Origin of the sequence: Mogibacterium kristiansenii, from assembly GCF_029224645.1 — a bacterium.
Classification (GTDB): Bacteria; Bacillota; Clostridia; order Peptostreptococcales; family Anaerovoracaceae; genus Mogibacterium_A; species Mogibacterium_A kristiansenii.
Genome location: NZ_JAQXUZ010000021.1, coordinates 18,041 through 36,192 on the forward strand (window position 1 = coordinate 18,041; position 18,152 = coordinate 36,192).

The 18,152-nt window shown below is 50.3% G+C and carries 11 protein-coding genes, 2 tRNA genes and 2 other RNA genes; all 15 read left to right on the plus strand.

Annotated features, from left to right (window positions below; translation table 11 throughout):
- Position 1: 1 nt before the first annotated feature.
- The 15 genes from dnaG to secF all read left to right on the plus strand — a co-directional run bounded on the left by dnaG (position 2) and on the right by secF (position 18,126).
- Positions 2-1,774, plus strand: coding sequence for a DNA primase (dnaG, locus tag PUE40_RS06005; RefSeq protein WP_277672196.1), 1,773 nt, complete (start codon positions 2-4; stop codon positions 1,772-1,774).
- The gene (rpoD, locus tag PUE40_RS06010) at positions 1,774-2,898 is read left to right on the plus strand and encodes an RNA polymerase sigma factor RpoD (RefSeq protein ID WP_277672197.1); all 1,125 of its coding nucleotides are present in this window, start codon (positions 1,774-1,776) and stop codon (positions 2,896-2,898) included. Before dnaG ends, rpoD begins: the two co-directional genes overlap by 1 nt.
- A gap of 3 nt (positions 2,899-2,901) precedes the next feature.
- Positions 2,902-3,654: a tRNA (adenine(22)-N(1))-methyltransferase gene (locus PUE40_RS06015; RefSeq protein WP_154553549.1), complete on the plus strand. Its 753-nt coding sequence runs from the start codon at positions 2,902-2,904 to the stop codon at positions 3,652-3,654.
- Positions 3,629-4,696, plus strand: a complete 1,068-nt coding sequence (locus tag PUE40_RS06020; protein ID WP_277672198.1) for a YkvI family membrane protein — start codon at positions 3,629-3,631, stop codon at positions 4,694-4,696. Before PUE40_RS06015 ends, PUE40_RS06020 begins: the two co-directional genes overlap by 26 nt.
- 32 nt (positions 4,697-4,728) lie before the next feature.
- Positions 4,729-5,073: RNase P RNA component class A (gene rnpB / locus PUE40_RS06025), an RNA gene on the plus strand.
- A 63-nt stretch (positions 5,074-5,136) separates the two neighbouring features.
- On the plus strand, positions 5,137-9,459 hold the full coding sequence (locus PUE40_RS06030; protein WP_277672199.1) for a 2-hydroxyacyl-CoA dehydratase: 4,323 nt from the start codon (positions 5,137-5,139) through the stop codon (positions 9,457-9,459).
- Positions 9,460-9,557: 98 nt separating this feature from the next.
- On the plus strand, positions 9,558-10,277 hold the full coding sequence (locus PUE40_RS06035) for a YebC/PmpR family DNA-binding transcriptional regulator (RefSeq protein ID WP_154553552.1): 720 nt from the start codon (positions 9,558-9,560) through the stop codon (positions 10,275-10,277).
- A gap of 8 nt (positions 10,278-10,285) precedes the next feature.
- Positions 10,286-10,465, plus strand: a non-coding RNA gene (gene ssrS, locus PUE40_RS06040) — 6S RNA.
- Between the two features lie 139 nt (positions 10,466-10,604).
- Positions 10,605-11,699 (plus strand): P1 family peptidase, encoded by a 1,095-nt coding sequence (locus PUE40_RS06045; RefSeq protein ID WP_277672200.1) that lies wholly within the window; start codon positions 10,605-10,607, stop codon positions 11,697-11,699.
- Positions 11,700-11,725: 26 nt separating this feature from the next.
- Positions 11,726-14,317: a DNA polymerase I gene (gene polA / locus PUE40_RS06050; RefSeq protein ID WP_277672201.1), complete on the plus strand. Its 2,592-nt coding sequence runs from the start codon at positions 11,726-11,728 to the stop codon at positions 14,315-14,317.
- A 28-nt stretch (positions 14,318-14,345) separates the two neighbouring features.
- Positions 14,346-14,948, plus strand: a complete 603-nt coding sequence (coaE, locus tag PUE40_RS06055) for a dephospho-CoA kinase (RefSeq protein WP_277672202.1) — start codon at positions 14,346-14,348, stop codon at positions 14,946-14,948.
- A 46-nt stretch (positions 14,949-14,994) separates the two neighbouring features.
- Positions 14,995-15,076: transfer RNA gene (locus tag PUE40_RS06060), tRNA-Leu, on the plus strand.
- Positions 15,077-15,177: 101 nt separating this feature from the next.
- Positions 15,178-15,264 (plus strand) — tRNA-Leu (locus tag PUE40_RS06065).
- Positions 15,265-15,290: 26 nt separating this feature from the next.
- Entirely contained in the window at positions 15,291-15,707 is a 417-nt protein-coding gene (yajC, locus tag PUE40_RS06070) for a preprotein translocase subunit YajC (protein WP_235898156.1), read from the plus strand.
- A gap of 172 nt (positions 15,708-15,879) precedes the next feature.
- On the plus strand, positions 15,880-18,126 hold the full coding sequence (gene secF / locus PUE40_RS06075) for a protein translocase subunit SecF (protein WP_277672203.1): 2,247 nt from the start codon (positions 15,880-15,882) through the stop codon (positions 18,124-18,126).
- Positions 18,127-18,152 lie beyond the last annotated feature (26 nt).

Here is an 18,152-nt window from a genome sequence, read left to right on the forward strand (position 1 = left end):
GATGGCATTTGACAATAATTTTATTGACGAATTGAAAACCAGGGTCAACATTGTGGATGTCATCGGCCGAGAAGTCTCGCTGAAAAAAGCGGGAAGCAGCTATAAGGGCCTGTGCCCGTTCCACAGTGAGAAAACGCCTTCCTTTAACGTGAATGAGGAGCGGCAGTTCTACCACTGCTTCGGATGCGGAGAGAAAGGGGATGTAATCCATTTTGTGGAGCGCTACTATAACCTGTCTTTCGTGGAGTCGGTGGAGAAGCTGTGCGAGGATTACGGAATTCGGATGCCGGAGCAGAAGCGGGGGCATCGCACGGATTACAACAAGTATTATGAAATCAACCGGAAAGCGGCTCGATTCTTCTTCCGGAAATTGACGGAAGGGCCCAATCCGGGGTATGCATATCTTCGGAAACGGGGACTGAAGGACAATACCATCCGGAAATTCGGACTGGGATATGCGCCGGACAGCTGGAATGCCCTGATGAACCACTTGGAAAAAGAAGGTGTGACCACGCAGGATATGCTGAAGCTGGGGTTGATCCAGCAAGGTCAGAAGGGGTATTACGACAAATTCCGAAATCGGGTGATTTTCCCAATTATCAACACGGCGGGAAAGGTTATCGGGTTTGGCGGCAGAGCGCTGGGAGACGTGCAGCCGAAGTACCTTAACTCCTCCGAAAGCGATATTTTCTTAAAGAAAAACAACCTTTATGCCCTGAACATCACGAAGAAGGATATCTCTTCGGAAGATCAGGTGCTGATGGTGGAAGGATATATGGATGTGATTTCCCTGTATCAGAATGGGATTCACAACGTGACCGCTTCGCTGGGGACCGCACTGACGGAGAACCAGGGACGGTTAATTAGCCGGTACACGAAAAACGTGGTGCTGTCCTACGATGCGGACAATGCCGGAATAAACGCGGCGATGCGAGGAATCGATATCATCCGCAAAGCGGAGTGCGATGTCCGAGTTTTGCAGATCAACGATGGTAAGGATCCGGATGAGTTTGTCCGAAAGAATGGGAAGGAAGCGTTTCTGGAACTGATTCGAAATGCGGTTCCCGCAACGGATTTCCGGCTTTCCGTCTTGAGACGGGGATTCGATTTCAAATCGGACAACCAGGTGCTGGAATACATACGACGCTGCGTTCCGGTGCTGGAACAGCTGAGCCCGGTGGAGCAAGATATCTACATTCGAAAGCTTTCCGAGGAGTTCGGGATTTCCGAGTATGCGATTGCCGGCGAAATTCGAGCGGACAGCGGAAAACAGGCCGCCCGGGTACCGCAGTACCGCAACCGGCGAGAGCACAGTCAGGGAAGCAGTACCGAAATACGGATGGACTTTACCTTTCTGGTATTGGCCATGGCGAATCGGTATTATGTAAAAAGAATGGAAGCGGACGGCGTACGCTTCCGCACCGCAGTGGGAAGTAGGATTTTCCAAGCGGTGAAGAATCTGGCCGGGGAAGAGTACCCACCGGGAGTGATGGGCGTGGATATGCAGAGAGTGTACAACGCCTTGGATCCGGAGGATGAAGTGCTTCTCCGAAATGCAGTCAAGAACATTCGGCTTGGGCCGGATGATGAAATATTTTATAACGAATGTCTGGCATCCTATCAGATGATTTACTTTCGGGAGCGAAGGGCCGAACTTCAGAACGAGCTGGCGACGGCTCAGAAGATGGGTAATGAAGAAGATATGACCCGAATAGCGAAGGAACTGATGGAGCTGGATGCACAAATGCAGAGCAGAAAGATGAGGGGTAATTAATGGCAAAAGTATCCGCACGCACAATTGAAGAACACGTGAATGCAATGATTACTCAGGGAAAGACGAACGGAAACGTGCTTTCTCTTACTGAAGTGGGGGACTACCTTTCGAAATTAAACATCAGCAAGGAGGAAATCGATGAAATCTACGATCGAGTAGAAAAGAATGGGATTTCTCTGGTGGATTCCCGTGAACCGAATTCCGAAGAGCTGGTAGACGAAGAAGGCGATGATGACGGCGTCGTTCTTACCAAAACCGGTGAAATCGACGTGGAAGCCACCGTTCCGAAAACCCTTCCGACGGACGATCCGGTTCGTATGTATTTGAAGGAAATCGGAAAGGTATCCCTGTTGACGGCAGATGAAGAGCGGGAATTGGCGATTCGTATGGAGCAGGGCGATGAAGAAGCGAAGAAAAAGCTATGTGAAAGCAACCTGCGTCTGGTAGTCAGCATCGCAAAGAGATATCTGAATCGTGGACTGTCGTTCCTGGATCTGATTCAGGAAGGAAACCTGGGTCTGATTAAGGCGGTCGACAAGTTCGATTACACAAAGGGATATAAATTCTCCACCTATGCAACCTGGTGGATTCGTCAGGCGATCACCCGATCCATCGCGGATCAGGCGAGAACCATTCGTATTCCGGTGCACATGGTGGAAACCATTAACAAGCTGATTCGAATTTCTCGTCAGCTGCTTCAGGAGTACGGCCGTGAACCGACTTCGGAAGAAATCGCAAAGGAAATGGGAATCACCGTAGAGAAGGTCCGGGAGATCAAGAAGATTTCTCAGGATCCGGTATCTCTGGAAACCCCAATCGGCGAGGAGGAAGACAGCCATCTGGGAGACTTTATTCCGGATGATGATGTACCGGCACCGGTAGATGCAGCGGCATACTCCATGCTGAAGGAACAGCTGATGGAAGTGCTGGACACCCTTTCGGATCGAGAAAAGAAGGTATTGATGCTTCGGTTCGGACTGGAAGACGGCAGACCTCGAACGCTAGAAGAAGTCGGAAAAGAATTCAACGTTACTCGAGAGAGAATTCGTCAGATTGAGGCGAAGGCTCTTCGCAAGCTGAGACACCCGAGCCGCAGCAAAAAGCTGAAGGATTATCTGGAGTAAGCGATGCGAATCAGTAAAAGACTTGAGGCACTGTATGAGGCAGTGAATCCGGGAGAGTCGGTGGCAGATATCGGGACGGACCACGGTTACGTCCCGATTCTTTTGCTTCAAAACGGCATCTCGGAAAAGGTGATTTTGAGCGATATCAGCACCGGCTCCCTGGCAAAGGCAGAGGAGAATTTTCGGCAGATGGGAATTGAGATTCCGGAGACCTGCTTCCGTATCGGGGACGGTCTTTCCTCCATCGAGCCCGGAGAAGTGGATGCGTTGATTATCGGCGGCCTGGGCGGACGAACCATCCGTCAAATTTTGGCGGATGACCCGGAGAAAACGGCGACTTATCGCAAACTGATTTTACAACCCCGAAACAACAGCGGCGAATTGCGATACTATTTGTATCAGCAGGGCTATGATATCCGGCGGGAGATTCTGGCGCCGGAGGGGAAATTCGTATGTGAGGTTATCGTAGCGGTAAAAACAACCGAGGAGAAGAGAACGCCGCCGTACGATGCGCAGGACATTCGATGGAAGTATCCGGAGAGTATGATTTCCTGTAATCCGGAACTGCTGGGGCAGCGCATCGGCTGGCTGTCGGGGCGGCTTTTGGAGCAGGTGGAGAGCCTGCGGAAGAGCAAGGATGTTCCGCAGGAGCGAATCCGGAAACTGCTGGAACAGCGGGACTACATATTGGAATTAGAAAAAAGAAACAAGAAATATCACGAGGAACATTATGGAGAGAAAACTCAGTGCAATTAATATCGCAATGATGTATCTGGGGGCGATTCTGGGCGCAGGATTTGCCTCCGGGCGGGAGTGCTGGCAGTTTTTTGGAGTGTTCGGGAGAAAGGGATATTTCGGTGCTGTTTTTACCACGGTGGTTTTCGTGGTACTGGCTCTGATGCTCACCTACATTGCGCGAAGCAAAAATACCATGGACCTGGGAAAGCTGATTTCGCCTTTTGATAATTATGCGTTGGAATCGGCCATCGGATACATTCTTGCGGGAATCTATTATACGTTAATCATATCCATGAGCGCGGCAGGGGGGGCGCTCCTGCATCAGGAGCTGGGAATCGACCGGCGAATCGGCGGAATTCTATTGGTAGTGCTGGTGTTGCTGACGGTGTTCGGCGATTTTGAGCGGCTGACTCGAGCTTTCGGGTTTCTGGTGCCCGGAGTGTTCGTCATCGGCATCGTAACGATTATAACGATCATTGTATCGGGAAAATTTCATCAGAGCGGCGCAGTGTCCGGATTTCCGGCCAGTGAGATGGCACCGTATTGGTGGATTTCCGGAATTGTTTTTGCGGCGTACAACAGCTTGGGATTTATTACCATGGCGGGAGGCTGTGCGCTTCAGGCAAAGGATTCCAAAACCGCTTATCGTGGGGCTTTCTTGGGCTCCTTTCTGCCGGGACTGATGACGATCTTGCTGTTGGTGGCCCTTCGAAAGGATATGGCCTTTTCCGCCACACTGGATCTTCCCATGCTGGGATATTCGCTGCGGATTTCCAAGGTGCTGAATGTTGTGTATGCCCTGATTCTCTACGGGTCCATCTATTCCACCGCGGCGGGAACCTTCTACGGCTTCAGCACAAAGCTTCCCCGCAATCGATTCAAGAAACCGATTATGGTGGCGGCCGCTTTTGCGGGATTCGGCATCGGATTGTCCGGATTTAAAACGCTGGTGGCGTACCTGTATCCGCCGCAGGGATACATCGGTATCATTTTCATTGGAATGATTGTTATGAACTTTTTTAAAGAAAAAAGCAAATCTTCACAGAAACTTCATATTTAAAAGCAGAAAAAATGTAAAAATAAAATGATGCATGGGTAAACCTGACGATCGCGCACTTCGGTGTGAGGAAAGTCCGGGCTCCGCAGGGCAAGGATGCCGGATAACGTCCGGCGTAGGTAACTATAGGGAAAGTGCAACAGAAACATTCCGCCGAAACGGGTAATGCCGTGGTAAGGTTGAAATGGTGAGGTAAGAGCTCACCGGCGTTCTGGAGACAGGACGGCCATGTAAACCCCATCCGGAGCAAGACTAAGAACGGGTCGTAGAGTGCAGTTGCCCGCTGCCGCCCTAAGGTAAGTCGCTGGATGCTGCAAGCAATTGCAGTACAAGATGGATGATCGTCTAATACAGAACCCGGCTTACGGTTTGCCCATGTATGTTTTTTCTGTAAGATAGGAGGAGGGGCACGATGCAGAAATGCATCGTTCTTATTTTTAAGTATGAGACTAGGAATTGATGTAGGTTCAACGACGGTAAAACTGTTGATTCTCGATGAGAACAACAAGATTATGTATTCTCGATACGAACGGCACATGTCCAACGTGTTCGAGAAAGTGGGGGAATTGCTGCAGCAGCTTCTGGGTGAAAAGGGCGATATGGAAGTGGAGGCGGTGATTACCGGTTCCGGCGGATTGTCGCTGGCAAAGCTGTTCGGCATTCGCTTTGAACAGGAAGTAATCGCCTGCAGTGAAGCGGTGCAGACCCTGATTCCGGAGACGGATGTGGCCATCGAATTGGGCGGCGAAGATGCAAAGATTACATTCTACGGATCTACCGTAGAGCAGAGAATGAACGGAACCTGTGCCGGTGGCACGGGTGCTTTTATTGACCAAATGGCGGTGCTTCTGAACACGGATGCATCGGGATTGAACGAGGCGGCGAAGGATTACAAAACCATCTATCCGATTGCTTCCCGCTGCGGTGTCTTCGCCAAGACGGACATTCAGCCGCTGATTAACGATGGCGCCAAAAACGCAGATATTGCGGCGTCCATCTTCCAGGCGGTGGTGAATCAGATGATTAGCGGCTTGGCCTGCGGTCATCCGATTAAGGGCAACGTGGCGTTCTTGGGCGGCCCGCTGCAGTTCCTTTCGGAGCTGCGGAAGCGCTTCGTGGAAACACTGAATCTCACGGAAGACGAGGTGATTTTTCCGGAAAACGCCAATTACTTCGTGGCCATCGGCGCGGCCTTGCTGGCGAAGGAGAAGGATCGGGTCACCTTATCCGATTTGATTTACAAGATTGAGCATGCGGATGCCACGCAGATGGACGGAACAAAGCGACTGGAACCTCTTTTCCGGAATGAAGAGGAGTACCGGGAGTTTCAGGCACGCCATGCAAAAGCCAAGGTAAAAAGAGGTGATATTCAGGCGGCAGAGGGTCCGGTGTTCCTGGGTATCGATGCCGGTTCTACAACTACCAAGGCGGCGGTCATCAATCGGGACAAGGAATTGATTTTCGAACACTACCAGAATAATGAGGGAGACCCGCTGGCAGTGGTTCGGAATATTTTGCTGGAAATGTACCGGGCGCTCCCGGAAAAAGCATATATCGGTCGGGCGGTAGTTACCGGATACGGAGAAGGCCTGATTCGGGCGGCATATAAAATTGATGCCGGTGAAATCGAGACCATGGCGCACTACAAAGGAGCGGAACAGTTCCTGCCGGGCGTTACGTTTATTCTGGATATCGGCGGCCAGGACATGAAGTGCATGAAAATCAAGGACGGGGCCATCAGCAATATCATGCTGAACGAAGCATGCTCCGCCGGCTGTGGCTCGTTTATCGAGACCTATGCCAAGTCCGTGGACCTTCAGGTACCGGAATTTGCCCACCGTGCACTAAAGGCGGAAAACCCGGTAGACCTGGGTACGCGCTGTACTGTTTTTATGAACTCCAAGGTAAAGCAGGCCCAGAAAGAGGGAGCCACCATTGCGGATATTTCCGCCGGCCTGTCCCTCTCCGTCATCAAAAACGCGCTGTACAAGGTTATTAAACTTCGGAACCCAAAGGAGACCGGCGACAAAGTGGTAGTGCAGGGCGGCACCTTTATGAATGAGGCGGTGCTTCGAAGCATTGAGCTGATTCTGGGAAAGAACGTGGTTCGGTCGGATATCGCGGGACTGATGGGTGCCTTCGGTGCGGCAATCGTCGCGTGCGACAACTACACGGAGGGTGAACACTCCACGGTTCTGACGCCGGATCAAATCGATTCTTTTGAGGTAAAAACAAGCAACGGCCGATGCGGGGGCTGTGGCAACAACTGCATTCTCACGATTTCTCGTTTTTCCGACGGCAGCCGATATATTACCGGTAACCGCTGTGAGCGGGGTGCGGGATTGGCGAGTGCCAAAAACGATATTCCGAACCTGTACAAGACGAAGCTGGAGTTGCTCTTCGACCGTCCGGCAGTGGAACCGGATCGGGCGCCAAAGGGCGTGATCGGAATTCCGCGTGTGCTGAACATGTATGAAGACTATCCGTTCTGGCATGCGTTCTTTACCGAGCTGGGATTCCGGGTAATTCTGAGCCCGCCGAGCAACAAGGAAATGTACGAGAAGGGAATGGACACCATCTCCTCGGATACGGCGTGCTACCCGGCGAAGCTGGTGCACGGACATATTAAATGGCTAGTAGAAAACGACATCAAACGGATTTTCTATCCGTGCATCAATTACGAGGTAAAAGAAGATTTCACTGCTCCGAACCATTACAACTGCCCGATTGTGGCCACCTATCCGGAGGTTATCGACAAAAACATGGCAGAGTACTTCTGTGAAAACGGGGTGGAATTCTATCATCCGTTTGTTCCGTACGATAACGATCGGCGCTTCGTAACGGAGATGACCAAATTTTTCTCCGGGAAACGGGATATTGACCAGAAGGGCATGGAAAACGTGGCGAAGCACTATAAGCTGGATGACACCAGGATCTATAAGCTCTTTGCCATGAACTTCTCTAGAAGAGAGATTTCTCAGGCGATGCATGCCGGCCGGGAAGCATACCGGGAATTCAAGAAAAATGTTCAACTAGAAGGCCGAAAGGCATTGAAATATATGGAGGAGCACAAGCTCCACGGCATCGTACTGACAGGAAGACCGTATCATCTGGATCCGGAGGTCAATCACGGAATCGATAATGTCATCAATCAGCAGGGTATGGTGGTGCTGACCGAGGATTCCGTCAGCGGCATGGCAGAATTTCCGAGACCGATTCGGATACTGGACCAGTGGGTGTACCACTCCCGCCTGTACAAGGCGGCGGTCTTTGCCGGACAGCGAGACAATCTGGATGTGGTGCAGCTGAACTCTTTCGGATGCGGTCTGGATGCGGTAACCACCGATGAGGTGGATGAACTGCTGGGGCAGAACAACAAGCTGTACACGGTTTTGAAAATCGATGAAGGATCCAACCTGGGTTCCGCGAAGATTCGAATCCGCTCTCTGAAAGCGGCGTTAGAAGAGAGAAAGAAAACCGGCGTACACACCCGTAAGGTGGCTTTGCCGTATCAGCGGAAACTCTTTACGAAAGAGATGAAGGATGAAGGGTATACGCTCTTGGTTCCGCAGATGTCGCCGATTCACTTCCAATACTTCGAGGCAATTCTGAAGCGGTCCGGATACAATGCGGTGCTCTTGCCGCGGGTTACCCAGAACGCGGAGGAAGAAGGACTTCGGTACATCAACAATGATGCGTGCTATCCGACCATCGTGACATTGGGGCAGATTATTTCTGCGCTGAAATCCGGAGAGTACGATCTGGATAAGGTGGGCGTATTCATGTCCCAGACCGGAGGCGGATGCCGTGCCAGCAACTACGTAGCACTCCTTCGGAAAGCTTTGAAGGATCTGGGAATGGAACAAGTTCCGGTCATTTCCTTTAATATGGTGGGACTGGAGAAGAATCCGGGATTCAAGATTACTCCAAAGATGGGCATCATGCTGGTATATGCCGTTTCTTACGGAGATTTGATGATGAAATGCCTGTACCGCACTCGCCCGTACGAAAAAGTGCCGGGAAGTGCGGAAGCGCTGATGGCATCCTGGTTCGATCGGATCATTGCAAACACGGAGAATATGAAACTGAGCGAATTCAAACGCAATATCGCACAGATAGTAAAGGAATTCGATGAGCTGCCAATTCACGAAGATTTGAAAAAACCTCGGGTGGGCATCGTCGGAGAGATTCTGGTTAAATATCATCCGAATGCCAACAACAACCTGGTGGATCTGATTGAATCCGAAGGCGGCGAAGCGGTTGTCCCGAGTTTTATCGATTTCTTCGAATACGGTTTCGTGAACAAGATGTTTAATCACAAACATCTCTCCGGAAGCCGCAAGGAAATGATTGTGAATAAAATATTGCTGAAGGCCATTGAGTTCTATCGGGACAACGTTCGAAAGGCTTGCCGGAACAGCAAGCGATTCAGAGCAGATGCCTACATAGAAGAAACGGCAAAGAACGCAGAAGAAATTCTGTCCGTGGGCAATCAGTGCGGTGAAGGATGGCTTCTCACCGGTGAAATGGTGGATTTGATCGACTCCGGGGTAAAGAACATCCTCTGCCTGCAGCCGTTTGCCTGCTTGCCGAACCACGTTGCGGGAAAGGGCATGATTAAAGCACTTCGAAGCTACGATGAAAAGGCGAATATCGTGGCCATTGACTACGATCCGGGCGCCAGCAACGTCAACCAGTTGAATCGAATCAAGATGATGATGGCGACGGCGTTCAAGAACATGGCGGAAGAGGAAGAAGACAATTAATTTTGTTTTTATTCTGGCAGAGAAGTCTCTTGTGTTGTATTCGAAGCGAGAGTGGTGTATAATAGCAACTGAAATAAAGGAAGATAGGAGGTCCACCATTGGGTAGACATGGTACAATCGCCGGCAGAAAGTCGGCACAGGACGCTCGCAGAGCGGCAATGTTCACAAAATATACTAGACAGATTATCGTAGCAGCGAAGGAAGGTGGAGATCCGGATTTTAACTCCTCTCTCCGAGTTGCGATTGATAAGGCAAAGGCAATTGGCATGCCGAATGATAATATCAACCGGGCCATTAAGAAGGGTACCGGCGAGCTGGAAGGGGAGTCCTATGAGGAACTGACTTTCGAAGGTTACGGTCCATCCGGTGTCGCAATTATCGTAGAGGCTCTGACCGATAACAAGAATCGTACCGCTGCATTTGTTCGTTCCGTATTCGATAAGAACGGCGGAAACCTGGGAACACCGGGTTGCGTATCCTATATGTTCGCACGGAAAGGCGTGATTTACATCGAGAAGCAGGATGGCATGGACGAAGATGCGGTAATGATGGATGCTTTGGATGCCGGTGCGGAAGATATGATTGTGAATGAAGACAATTTTGAGATTCGTACCGAACCGACGGACTTCCACGCAGTTCTGGAAGGCATTCAGAAGGCAGGATACGAGGTTGCGGATTCCGACCTGGAATATATTCCGTCGATGGAAGCAACGGTAGACCCTTCGGTAATGAAGCCGCTGAACAAGCTGATTAACTCTTTGGAGGACAATGACGACGTTCAGAAGGTTCACTATAACTGCGAATTAGACGAAGAGTAATCAATTACAATCTCCTGGAGCATGCGTTGGTTCGTGTAAATTGAACCTACACTTCTCATTCGGGATTCCGGGTTCAGAAGCGGAGGACGAGCCTCGGTGGAGGATGTCTGAAGTCATGACAGGAAGTACCCACCTTATCGTAAACGATAGGGCGTCAATTTCAGTGCTGACGGTGTGCTGGGAGACTTTGAAATTAAACCTATCTCCTTTTGCGAGATAGGTTTTTTTATACGCGGAGAGAAATTTTTAGTTTTTTGTGGAGAGTGTTCTGTTTTTCCGATATAATAAAATAACTGGATGCTGTCGACAGAATTAAAGGAGCGATTTATGTTTGGACGAGTAGACATAACCGACATCAAGGGGTTTAAACTGGGAAATGCGGAGAACACAGATGCGGCCACCGGCTGCACGGTGATCGTTGCGGAAAAAGGCGCGACTGCCGGAGTGGATGTGCGGGGCGGCGGACCGGCTACGCGGGAAACGGACGTGCTTCGCTCGGAGAATACAATTGATAAGATTCACGCTGTGGTAATCAGCGGCGGCAGCGCATATGGATTGGAAGCGGGTTCCGGCGTCATGCGAGAACTGGAGAATATGAAAATCGGACATCGGGTCTGTAATTGCATTGTTCCGATCGTTTGCCAGGCATCACTTTTTGATTTGAATGTGGGACAGTCCGATGTTCGCCCGGATCGCACTATGGGCGTGAAGGCGGTGCACAACGCTTTCTGCGGCGGAGAGTTTCATCACGGAAATTACGGTGCCGGCACCGGTGCGTCCGTCGGTAAATTCTATGGCATGAATCGAGCAATGAAGACCGGCCTGGGAACGTTTGCTTGCTCCGACGGCGAGATTGAGGTGGGTGCCATTACGGCGGTCAATGCGTTTGCCGATGTATACGATGGAAGGAATCAAGTGATTGCCGGCCTGCTCAGTGCCGACGGAAAGCGCATTGACGGAACAATCCGTCCGCTGAAGAATTGCGTTGCGGCGGAATCCAGCTATAATATGAAGAGCAAGATGGAGCCTTTCTTCAATAAGCGCAGAGAAGAGGAAGAGTTAGAGGAACCGGAAACGACGGAAGAAACTCCGGCTGTAAACGAACAATCGAAAGACATGGGATATGATATTACTTTTAATACCACAATTTCCTGCCTGGTTACAAATGCCAAGCTGACCAAGGCCCAGTGCAACAAGCTGGCATCTATTCTCCACGATGGGTATGCCCGGGCGATTAAGCCGGTGCACAGCATCATGGACGGAGATACGATTTTTGTGATGGCGACTGGAGAAAAGGACGTGAATTTCGATGCATTTGCAGCTTTGGCAACGGATATCGTTCAGTACAGCGTAATCGACGGAGCTATTTCTGCGGAGAGTGCGTACGGACTTCCGGCGGCGCGGGAATTTCTCCGGAAATAACTGAGATTCAAGAGGAGACATTTTTCATGAAACGATTTGTCATAATTGACGGAAACAGCCTGCTTTTCCGTGCTTTTTTCGCCATGCGGGAAATGGTGACGCGGGACGGAATCTACACGCAGGGTGTTTTTGCTTTTATCAATATGCTGAATAAAATCCTGGAGGACTACCATCCGGATTACATTGCGGTGGCTTTTGATATGAAGGCGCCGACGTTCCGGCATACGGCGTATCCGGAATACAAGGCGGGCCGGCTGAAGACGCCGATGGAACTTTTGTCCCAGATTCCGCTGATGCAGGAAGTTCTTCAAGCGATGAACATTACGGTTCTGGAAAAAGAAGGCTTTGAGGCAGATGATTTGATCGGCACCATGACCGCAAAGGCGGCGGATGCAGGTCTGGAATCCCTGATTATCACCGGCGATAAGGATGCGCTCCAGCTGGTGGGCGAGAACACCTACGTCGTTCTGAATCGAAAGGGGATGACGGATTTTGACCTGTACGATCTCGAAAAAATGCAGGAACGGTACGGACTGACCCCACAGGAGTTTATTGATTTAAAGGGCCTGATGGGGGATAAATCCGATAATATCCCGGGGATTCCCGGCGTGGGAGAAAAGAAGGGAATCACCTTGCTGAAGGAGTACGGCTCCGTGGAAGGCGTGGTGGCGCATGCGGATGAAATCAAGGGAAAGCTGGGCGAAAACGTTCGGGCGAACTTGGAGGAAGCCGAACTTTCCAAATGGCTGGCGACCATCAAGCGGGATGTGGAGCTTCCGGTTTCTTGGCCGGAGCTGGCGTACGGAGAACCGGATTACGATCGGCTGATTGCGCTGTACAAGAAATTGGAGTTCAAAAAATTCCTTCAGAATCTGGAAAGACAAACGCCGGATGATGTTACGGTCGAACCGGAGAAAGACCTTCTGGAAGGTGTGAAGGAAGTTTCCTATGAGGATTTGTTGGATTCTTTGAAGAATAACCGGACGCTGATTATCGAGATGGATACGGACGATAATCATAAACAGCTTCCGGAGGTGAAAGGTGTTCGCCTGTACAATCCGGAGCAGATGCACTATGCGGAATGTACAGTGACGCCTCTGGATTTTGAAATCCGCATGGGCAGCCTTTTGGACAAGGAACCGGAACTGGTGGGGCTTGGTTTGAAACCGATGGCCTATACCTTGCTTCAGTACGGAATGGACCGTTTTACGCTGCATCATGATGTGGAAGTGGCCGAGTACCTTTTGGATCCGAATCGGAGCAAGTATAACCTCACCAATATGTTTTTACACTATGCGAACGAGACGCTGGACGGGGAGGATGCCCAGAAGCGGCTGATGGCTTTAGATTGCATTTATCGGAAGCAGCTTCCGGCACTGGAAGAGAAGGGGATGCTGTCCCTGTTCCGAGATTGTGAAATGCCGCTGATCCGCACCATTGCAGGCATGGAGTCTCAGGGAATGAAAATCAATCCGGAGATGCTGAAGTCTGCCGGGGAGGAGCTGGACACCCAGATTGCAAAGCTGGAAGCGGAAGTGTTCGAAGAGGCGGGAACCACTTTCAATATCAATTCGCCAAAGCAGTTGGGTGAGGTTCTGTTCGAGACGATGGGTATTCCGTATCCGAAGAAAACCAAGGGAAAGAACAAGTATTCCACGGCGGCGGATGTGCTGGAGAAGTTGGAGGAAGATTATCCGGTGGTGTCCAAGGTGCTGATGTTCCGAAAAGCATCGAAGCTGAAGAGTACCTATGTGGACGGGCTGCTGGGCTTAATCGGAAGCGATGGACGGATTCATCCTCATTTTAATCAGACGGTGGCGGCCACCGGAAGGCTCAGCTGCACGGAACCGAACCTTCAAAATATTCCGATTCGCGATGAGAACGGACGAAATATCCGAAAGGCCTTTATGGTGTCGGAACCGGAGAACGTGTTCGTGGGTTCGGATTATTCCCAGATTGAACTTCGCCTGATGGCGGCGCTTTCCGGGGATCCGGTGTTGCTGGAGGCGTTCCGTACCGGAGAGGATATTCACCGGCTTACCGCATCCCGGGTATTCGATATCCCGATGGAGAACGTGACCCCGCTGGATCGTTCCAGGGCAAAAGCGGTGAACTTCGGCGTCATCTACGGCATGAGCGGATTCGGGCTGAGCGAGAATCTGGGAATTACCCGGAAGGATGCCCAGCGCTACATCGATGACTATTTCGAAAAGCATCAGGCGGTAAAGGACTATCTGGACCGTCAGGTGGAAATCGGAAAGGAAAACTTCGAGGTAAAAACGATTATGGGCAGAATCCGTCAGATCCCGGAATTCAAGTCTCGCCGGTACATGGATCAGCAGCTGGCGGCGCGGCTGGCGATGAACAGTCCGATTCAGGGAAGTGCAGCGGATATCATCAAGGTGGCCATGAACAAGGTGGATGCCGAGCTGAGAGAGCGGGAGATGAAATCCAAGCTGGTCCTGCAGATTCACGATGAACTGATTGTGGAAGCGGTGCCGGAGGAGTTGGAGCAGGTGGAAGAACTCCTTCGGAGAAATATGGAAAATGCGGTGGAACTGTCCGTTCCGCTGGACTGCGACATGCATTCCGGGAAGACCTGGTTTGATTTGAAATAAGGACTTTTATATCGAAATGAGGCGAGCCATGCGAACAATTGCAATTACCGGCGGAATCGGGTCGGGAAAAACAGCAGTGACGGATTATCTGGAAGAAAAGGGGTTTCCGGTAATCGACACGGATTGCATGGCTCATGCCATGACAGCACCGGGCGGCAAAGCCATCCCGTACATTCGGAAGTATTTTGGAGAGGACTTCATTCTTCCGGATGGTTCCATGGATCGGGAAGCCATACGCAATGTGGTATATCGCAATCCGGAGATGATGAAGGTCTTGGAAAAGGGAACGACGGAAGTGATAGTACGAGATACAAAAGCGGAGATTGAACGGATGAGAACACTGGGCGCTCCGGTGACTTTCGTGGCGATTCCCCTGCTTTTCGAAAGCGGATCCGATGGGTCGGAATACGACGGCGTGTGGGCGGTAACGGCTTCGGAAGAGGTGCGCGTGAAGCGGGTGATGGCGCGAGACGGACTGACGGAAGAGATGGTTCGGCGGATTCTGAAGAAGCAGGTTTCCGACGAAGTGCGCCGAGAGAAGGCATCGGAGCTTATCGATAACTCCGGGACGCTGGCGGAACTCCGGAGTAGGGTGGATTTTCTTTTGCGAAAAAATCATTTAATCTCATGAAAAGACTTGCATTTAATAGTAAAAGATGATATTATAAATGAGTCATGTGGCTGTGGCGGAATGGCAGACGCGCATGCTTGAGGGGCATGTGGGAGACCGTGCTGGTTCGAGTCCAGTCAGCCACACCAAAGTTCCTGACTCTGTCAGGAACTTTTTTTCTCAAGATTCACTTTTTTGAAAATAAAATATTTAAATATTAGTCATAGTATGATATAATACTCCTTGTTGGGCCGGCGTGGCGGAATTGGCAGACGCGCGGGATTCAAAATCCCGTGATAGTGATATCGTATGGGTTCGACCCCCATCGCCGGCACCATCTATTTTTTTATGGAGGATAATTACATGAAAACAAATGCGACAATGATGAACCTGATTCTTCTGGTGTTCTTTATCGGTATTATCTATTTCATGATGATTCGCCCGCAGCGCAAGCGCGATAAAGAGGCGAAGGAAATGAGAGACGGTTTGACCCGCGGTGATGAAATTATCACCATCGGCGGATTCATCGGAAAGGTCGTTGCCATCAATTCCGATACCGTTGTGATTAATCTGAATGCCGGAAAGGGCAGCACTAACGTAGAACTTCTGAAGACTGCAATCGGCAGCGTGAAGACACCGAACACCGCAGCTCGTCAGGAGAAGAAGGAAGCAGCGGAAGAGACAAAGGAACGGGATGTAAAGACTTCCACCACGAAGAAGGTTACTCCGAAGAAGCTGACTCCGAAGAAGGATGAATCCGAGAATAAGGATGCGGAATAAGATTTCTGATTACGAGAACAAGGATGCCAAATGGTATCCTTGTTTTGCTATACACGAAATTGGAATGGTGAAAAACTTGAATTTCCAATGGCTATGATGTAAAATGGTACGTAAAATGCAATGTATTGCTATGTACATTATTACAAATTCTTAGAAAGGCACTTAAGGTCAAATGAAAAAAGGTACACGTAAATTTCTATCAATTGTCGTGGTATTGGTTATCGCAGTGGGGGCATTTGTTTCGTTTAAGGGTATCGGGCCGGTTCCGAGACTTGCGGATAAGATGAAGTACGGACTGGATATCAACGGCGGTGTCTATGTTTTGATGGAAGCTGAGACCAACGAAAAGGGTACGCAGCTGTCTAAACTGATGGATCAGACGAAGTCCGTCCTGGAAAACCGTGTCAACGCCATGGGTATTTCCGAAGCCTCCGTTTCCATTGAGGGAAACAATCGAGTTCGTGTAGAGATGCCGGGTGTGGAAGATGCACAGGCGGCTATCGATCAGATTGGTAAGACGGCTCAGCTGAAACTGTTCCTGGCAGACGGTACGGAAGTCATGAGCGGTAATGAGATTACCGATTCTTCTTTTACCACCGACTCCAAGAACGGCGGATATAAGATTACCATTGACTTCTCGTCCAAGGGGTCCGATGCATTCGCAAGTGCAACTGAAAAAGCGGCATCCGGAACGATGAAGTCCACCATGAAAGACGAAAACGGTCAAGCGGTTTCCAACACCGCAATTGTCATCAAGCTGGATGACGAAGTGGTATCGGCACCGAGCGTAAGCGAAAAGATCGCATCCAGAAGCTGTGAAATTACCCGTCCGGGCGGATTCAGTGAAGATGAGGCTTCTTCTACCTCTGCGCTGATCCGAGGCGGTGCACTGCCGGCAACCCTGAAGGAAATCAGTTCCTCTGTAGAGACGGCGACCATCGGTGCAAATGCGCTTCATAAGAGTATTGTGGCCGGCGCCATCGGTCTTGGAATCGTTATGCTGATTATGCTGATGGCATACGGCGCACTTGGAATCATTGCGGACCTGGCACTGCTGCTGTACGTAGAGGTAACCCTGTGGATTATGGCAGGATTGGGATCGGTTCTCACCTTGCCGGGAATTGCGGGTATCATCTTGTCCATCGGTATGGCGGTAGACTCCAACGTAATTATTTTTACCCGAATTCGGGAAGAAATCGAAAAGGGAAAATCCATTCGTGTTGCGGTGGATACCGGATTTAAGTCCGCGCTGACGACGGTAGTGGACTCTCAGACCACTACACTGATTGCAGCTATCGTGCTGTATCTGATCGGTACCACATCGGTTAAGGGATTTGCGCTGACATTGATGATCGGTACAATCTGCAGTATCTTCACCGCAGTATTCATCACACAGCTGTTTGTAACTGCATTGACAGACATTCCGGCACTGTGCAAGATGAGACACTTCGGAATGCACGAAGACGGCACTCCGAGAATGAAGTGGACCAAACACGTTCACTTTATCGAAAACCGAAAGAAGTATTTCGCACTGAGCTTGATTGTTATTCTGCTGGGTGTGGGATGCGCGGCATTCAAGGGCTTCAATTACGGAATCGATTTCACCGGCGGTACGATGATTCAGCTGGAGATGGGTCAGAAGGTGGATTCCGATGAAGTGGCGAAGACCATCGAAAAATACGATTTGAATCCGACCATCGTATACGCTTCGGATAACCACAGCCAGGTGGTGATCCGTACCAAGAAAGCACTGAATGCGGATCAGAGAGGGCAGGTTGTTTCCACGCTGTCCAAGAAGTATAACCTGAATAAGAAGTCGGTACTGGCTTCCGAGGAATTCGGACCGACCGTCGGTAAAGAGCTGAGACAAAATGCGATTAAATCCATTATTATCGCAGCACTGTGCATGCTGGTATACATCCGATTCCGGTTCAAGACCTGGAAGTATGGAGTCGCTGCGGTAGGCGGTCTGCTGCACGATGTGCTGGTGACTCTTTCCATGTACGCGATTTTCGGATTTACCATCAACAACCCATTCATCGCCGGCATTCTGACGGTTGTGGGTTACTCCATTAACGATACGATCGTAATCTTCGATCGTATTCGGGAGAACAAGCGGTTCTACAAGAGAAAGGAACTTATTCCGCAGATTAACGACAGCATCAACGAGACGCTGTCCCGTTCGATTATGACGTCCATTACAACGCTGATTGTTATGGTGCCGCTGTACTTTATGGTATCTTCGGAGATTCGGGAATTCCTGATTCCGCTGATTATCGGTGTCATTTGCGGAACCTATTCCTCCATCTTCATCTGCAGCCCGCTGCTTTACGAGATGAAGAGAAAGGAAAGCATGTCCCGGTATGAACTGCAGAAAGAGAAAAAAGCAAAGGCAAACAATTCCGGAATTGTAAAATAAATTTCAAATAAAGGGGTGTTCACGGG

What these genes read in the sequence shown, in the direction of transcription:
- dnaG (WP_277672196.1), top strand. Translation starts at nt 2, where the DNA reads ATGGCATTTGACAATAATTTTATTGACGAATTGAAAACCAGGGTCAAC.
- rpoD (WP_277672197.1), top strand. Translation starts at nt 1,774, where the DNA reads ATGGCAAAAGTATCCGCACGCACAATTGAAGAACACGTGAATGCAATG.
- PUE40_RS06015 (WP_154553549.1), top strand. Translation starts at nt 2,902, where the DNA reads ATGCGAATCAGTAAAAGACTTGAGGCACTGTATGAGGCAGTGAATCCG.
- PUE40_RS06020 (WP_277672198.1), top strand. Translation starts at nt 3,629, where the DNA reads ATGGAGAGAAAACTCAGTGCAATTAATATCGCAATGATGTATCTGGGG.
- PUE40_RS06030 (WP_277672199.1), top strand. Translation starts at nt 5,137, where the DNA reads ATGAGACTAGGAATTGATGTAGGTTCAACGACGGTAAAACTGTTGATT.
- PUE40_RS06045 (WP_277672200.1), top strand. Translation starts at nt 10,605, where the DNA reads ATGTTTGGACGAGTAGACATAACCGACATCAAGGGGTTTAAACTGGGA.
- polA (WP_277672201.1), top strand. Translation starts at nt 11,726, where the DNA reads ATGAAACGATTTGTCATAATTGACGGAAACAGCCTGCTTTTCCGTGCT.
- coaE (WP_277672202.1), top strand. Translation starts at nt 14,346, where the DNA reads ATGCGAACAATTGCAATTACCGGCGGAATCGGGTCGGGAAAAACAGCA.
- yajC (WP_235898156.1), top strand. Translation starts at nt 15,291, where the DNA reads ATGAAAACAAATGCGACAATGATGAACCTGATTCTTCTGGTGTTCTTT.
- secF (WP_277672203.1), top strand. Translation starts at nt 15,880, where the DNA reads ATGAAAAAAGGTACACGTAAATTTCTATCAATTGTCGTGGTATTGGTT.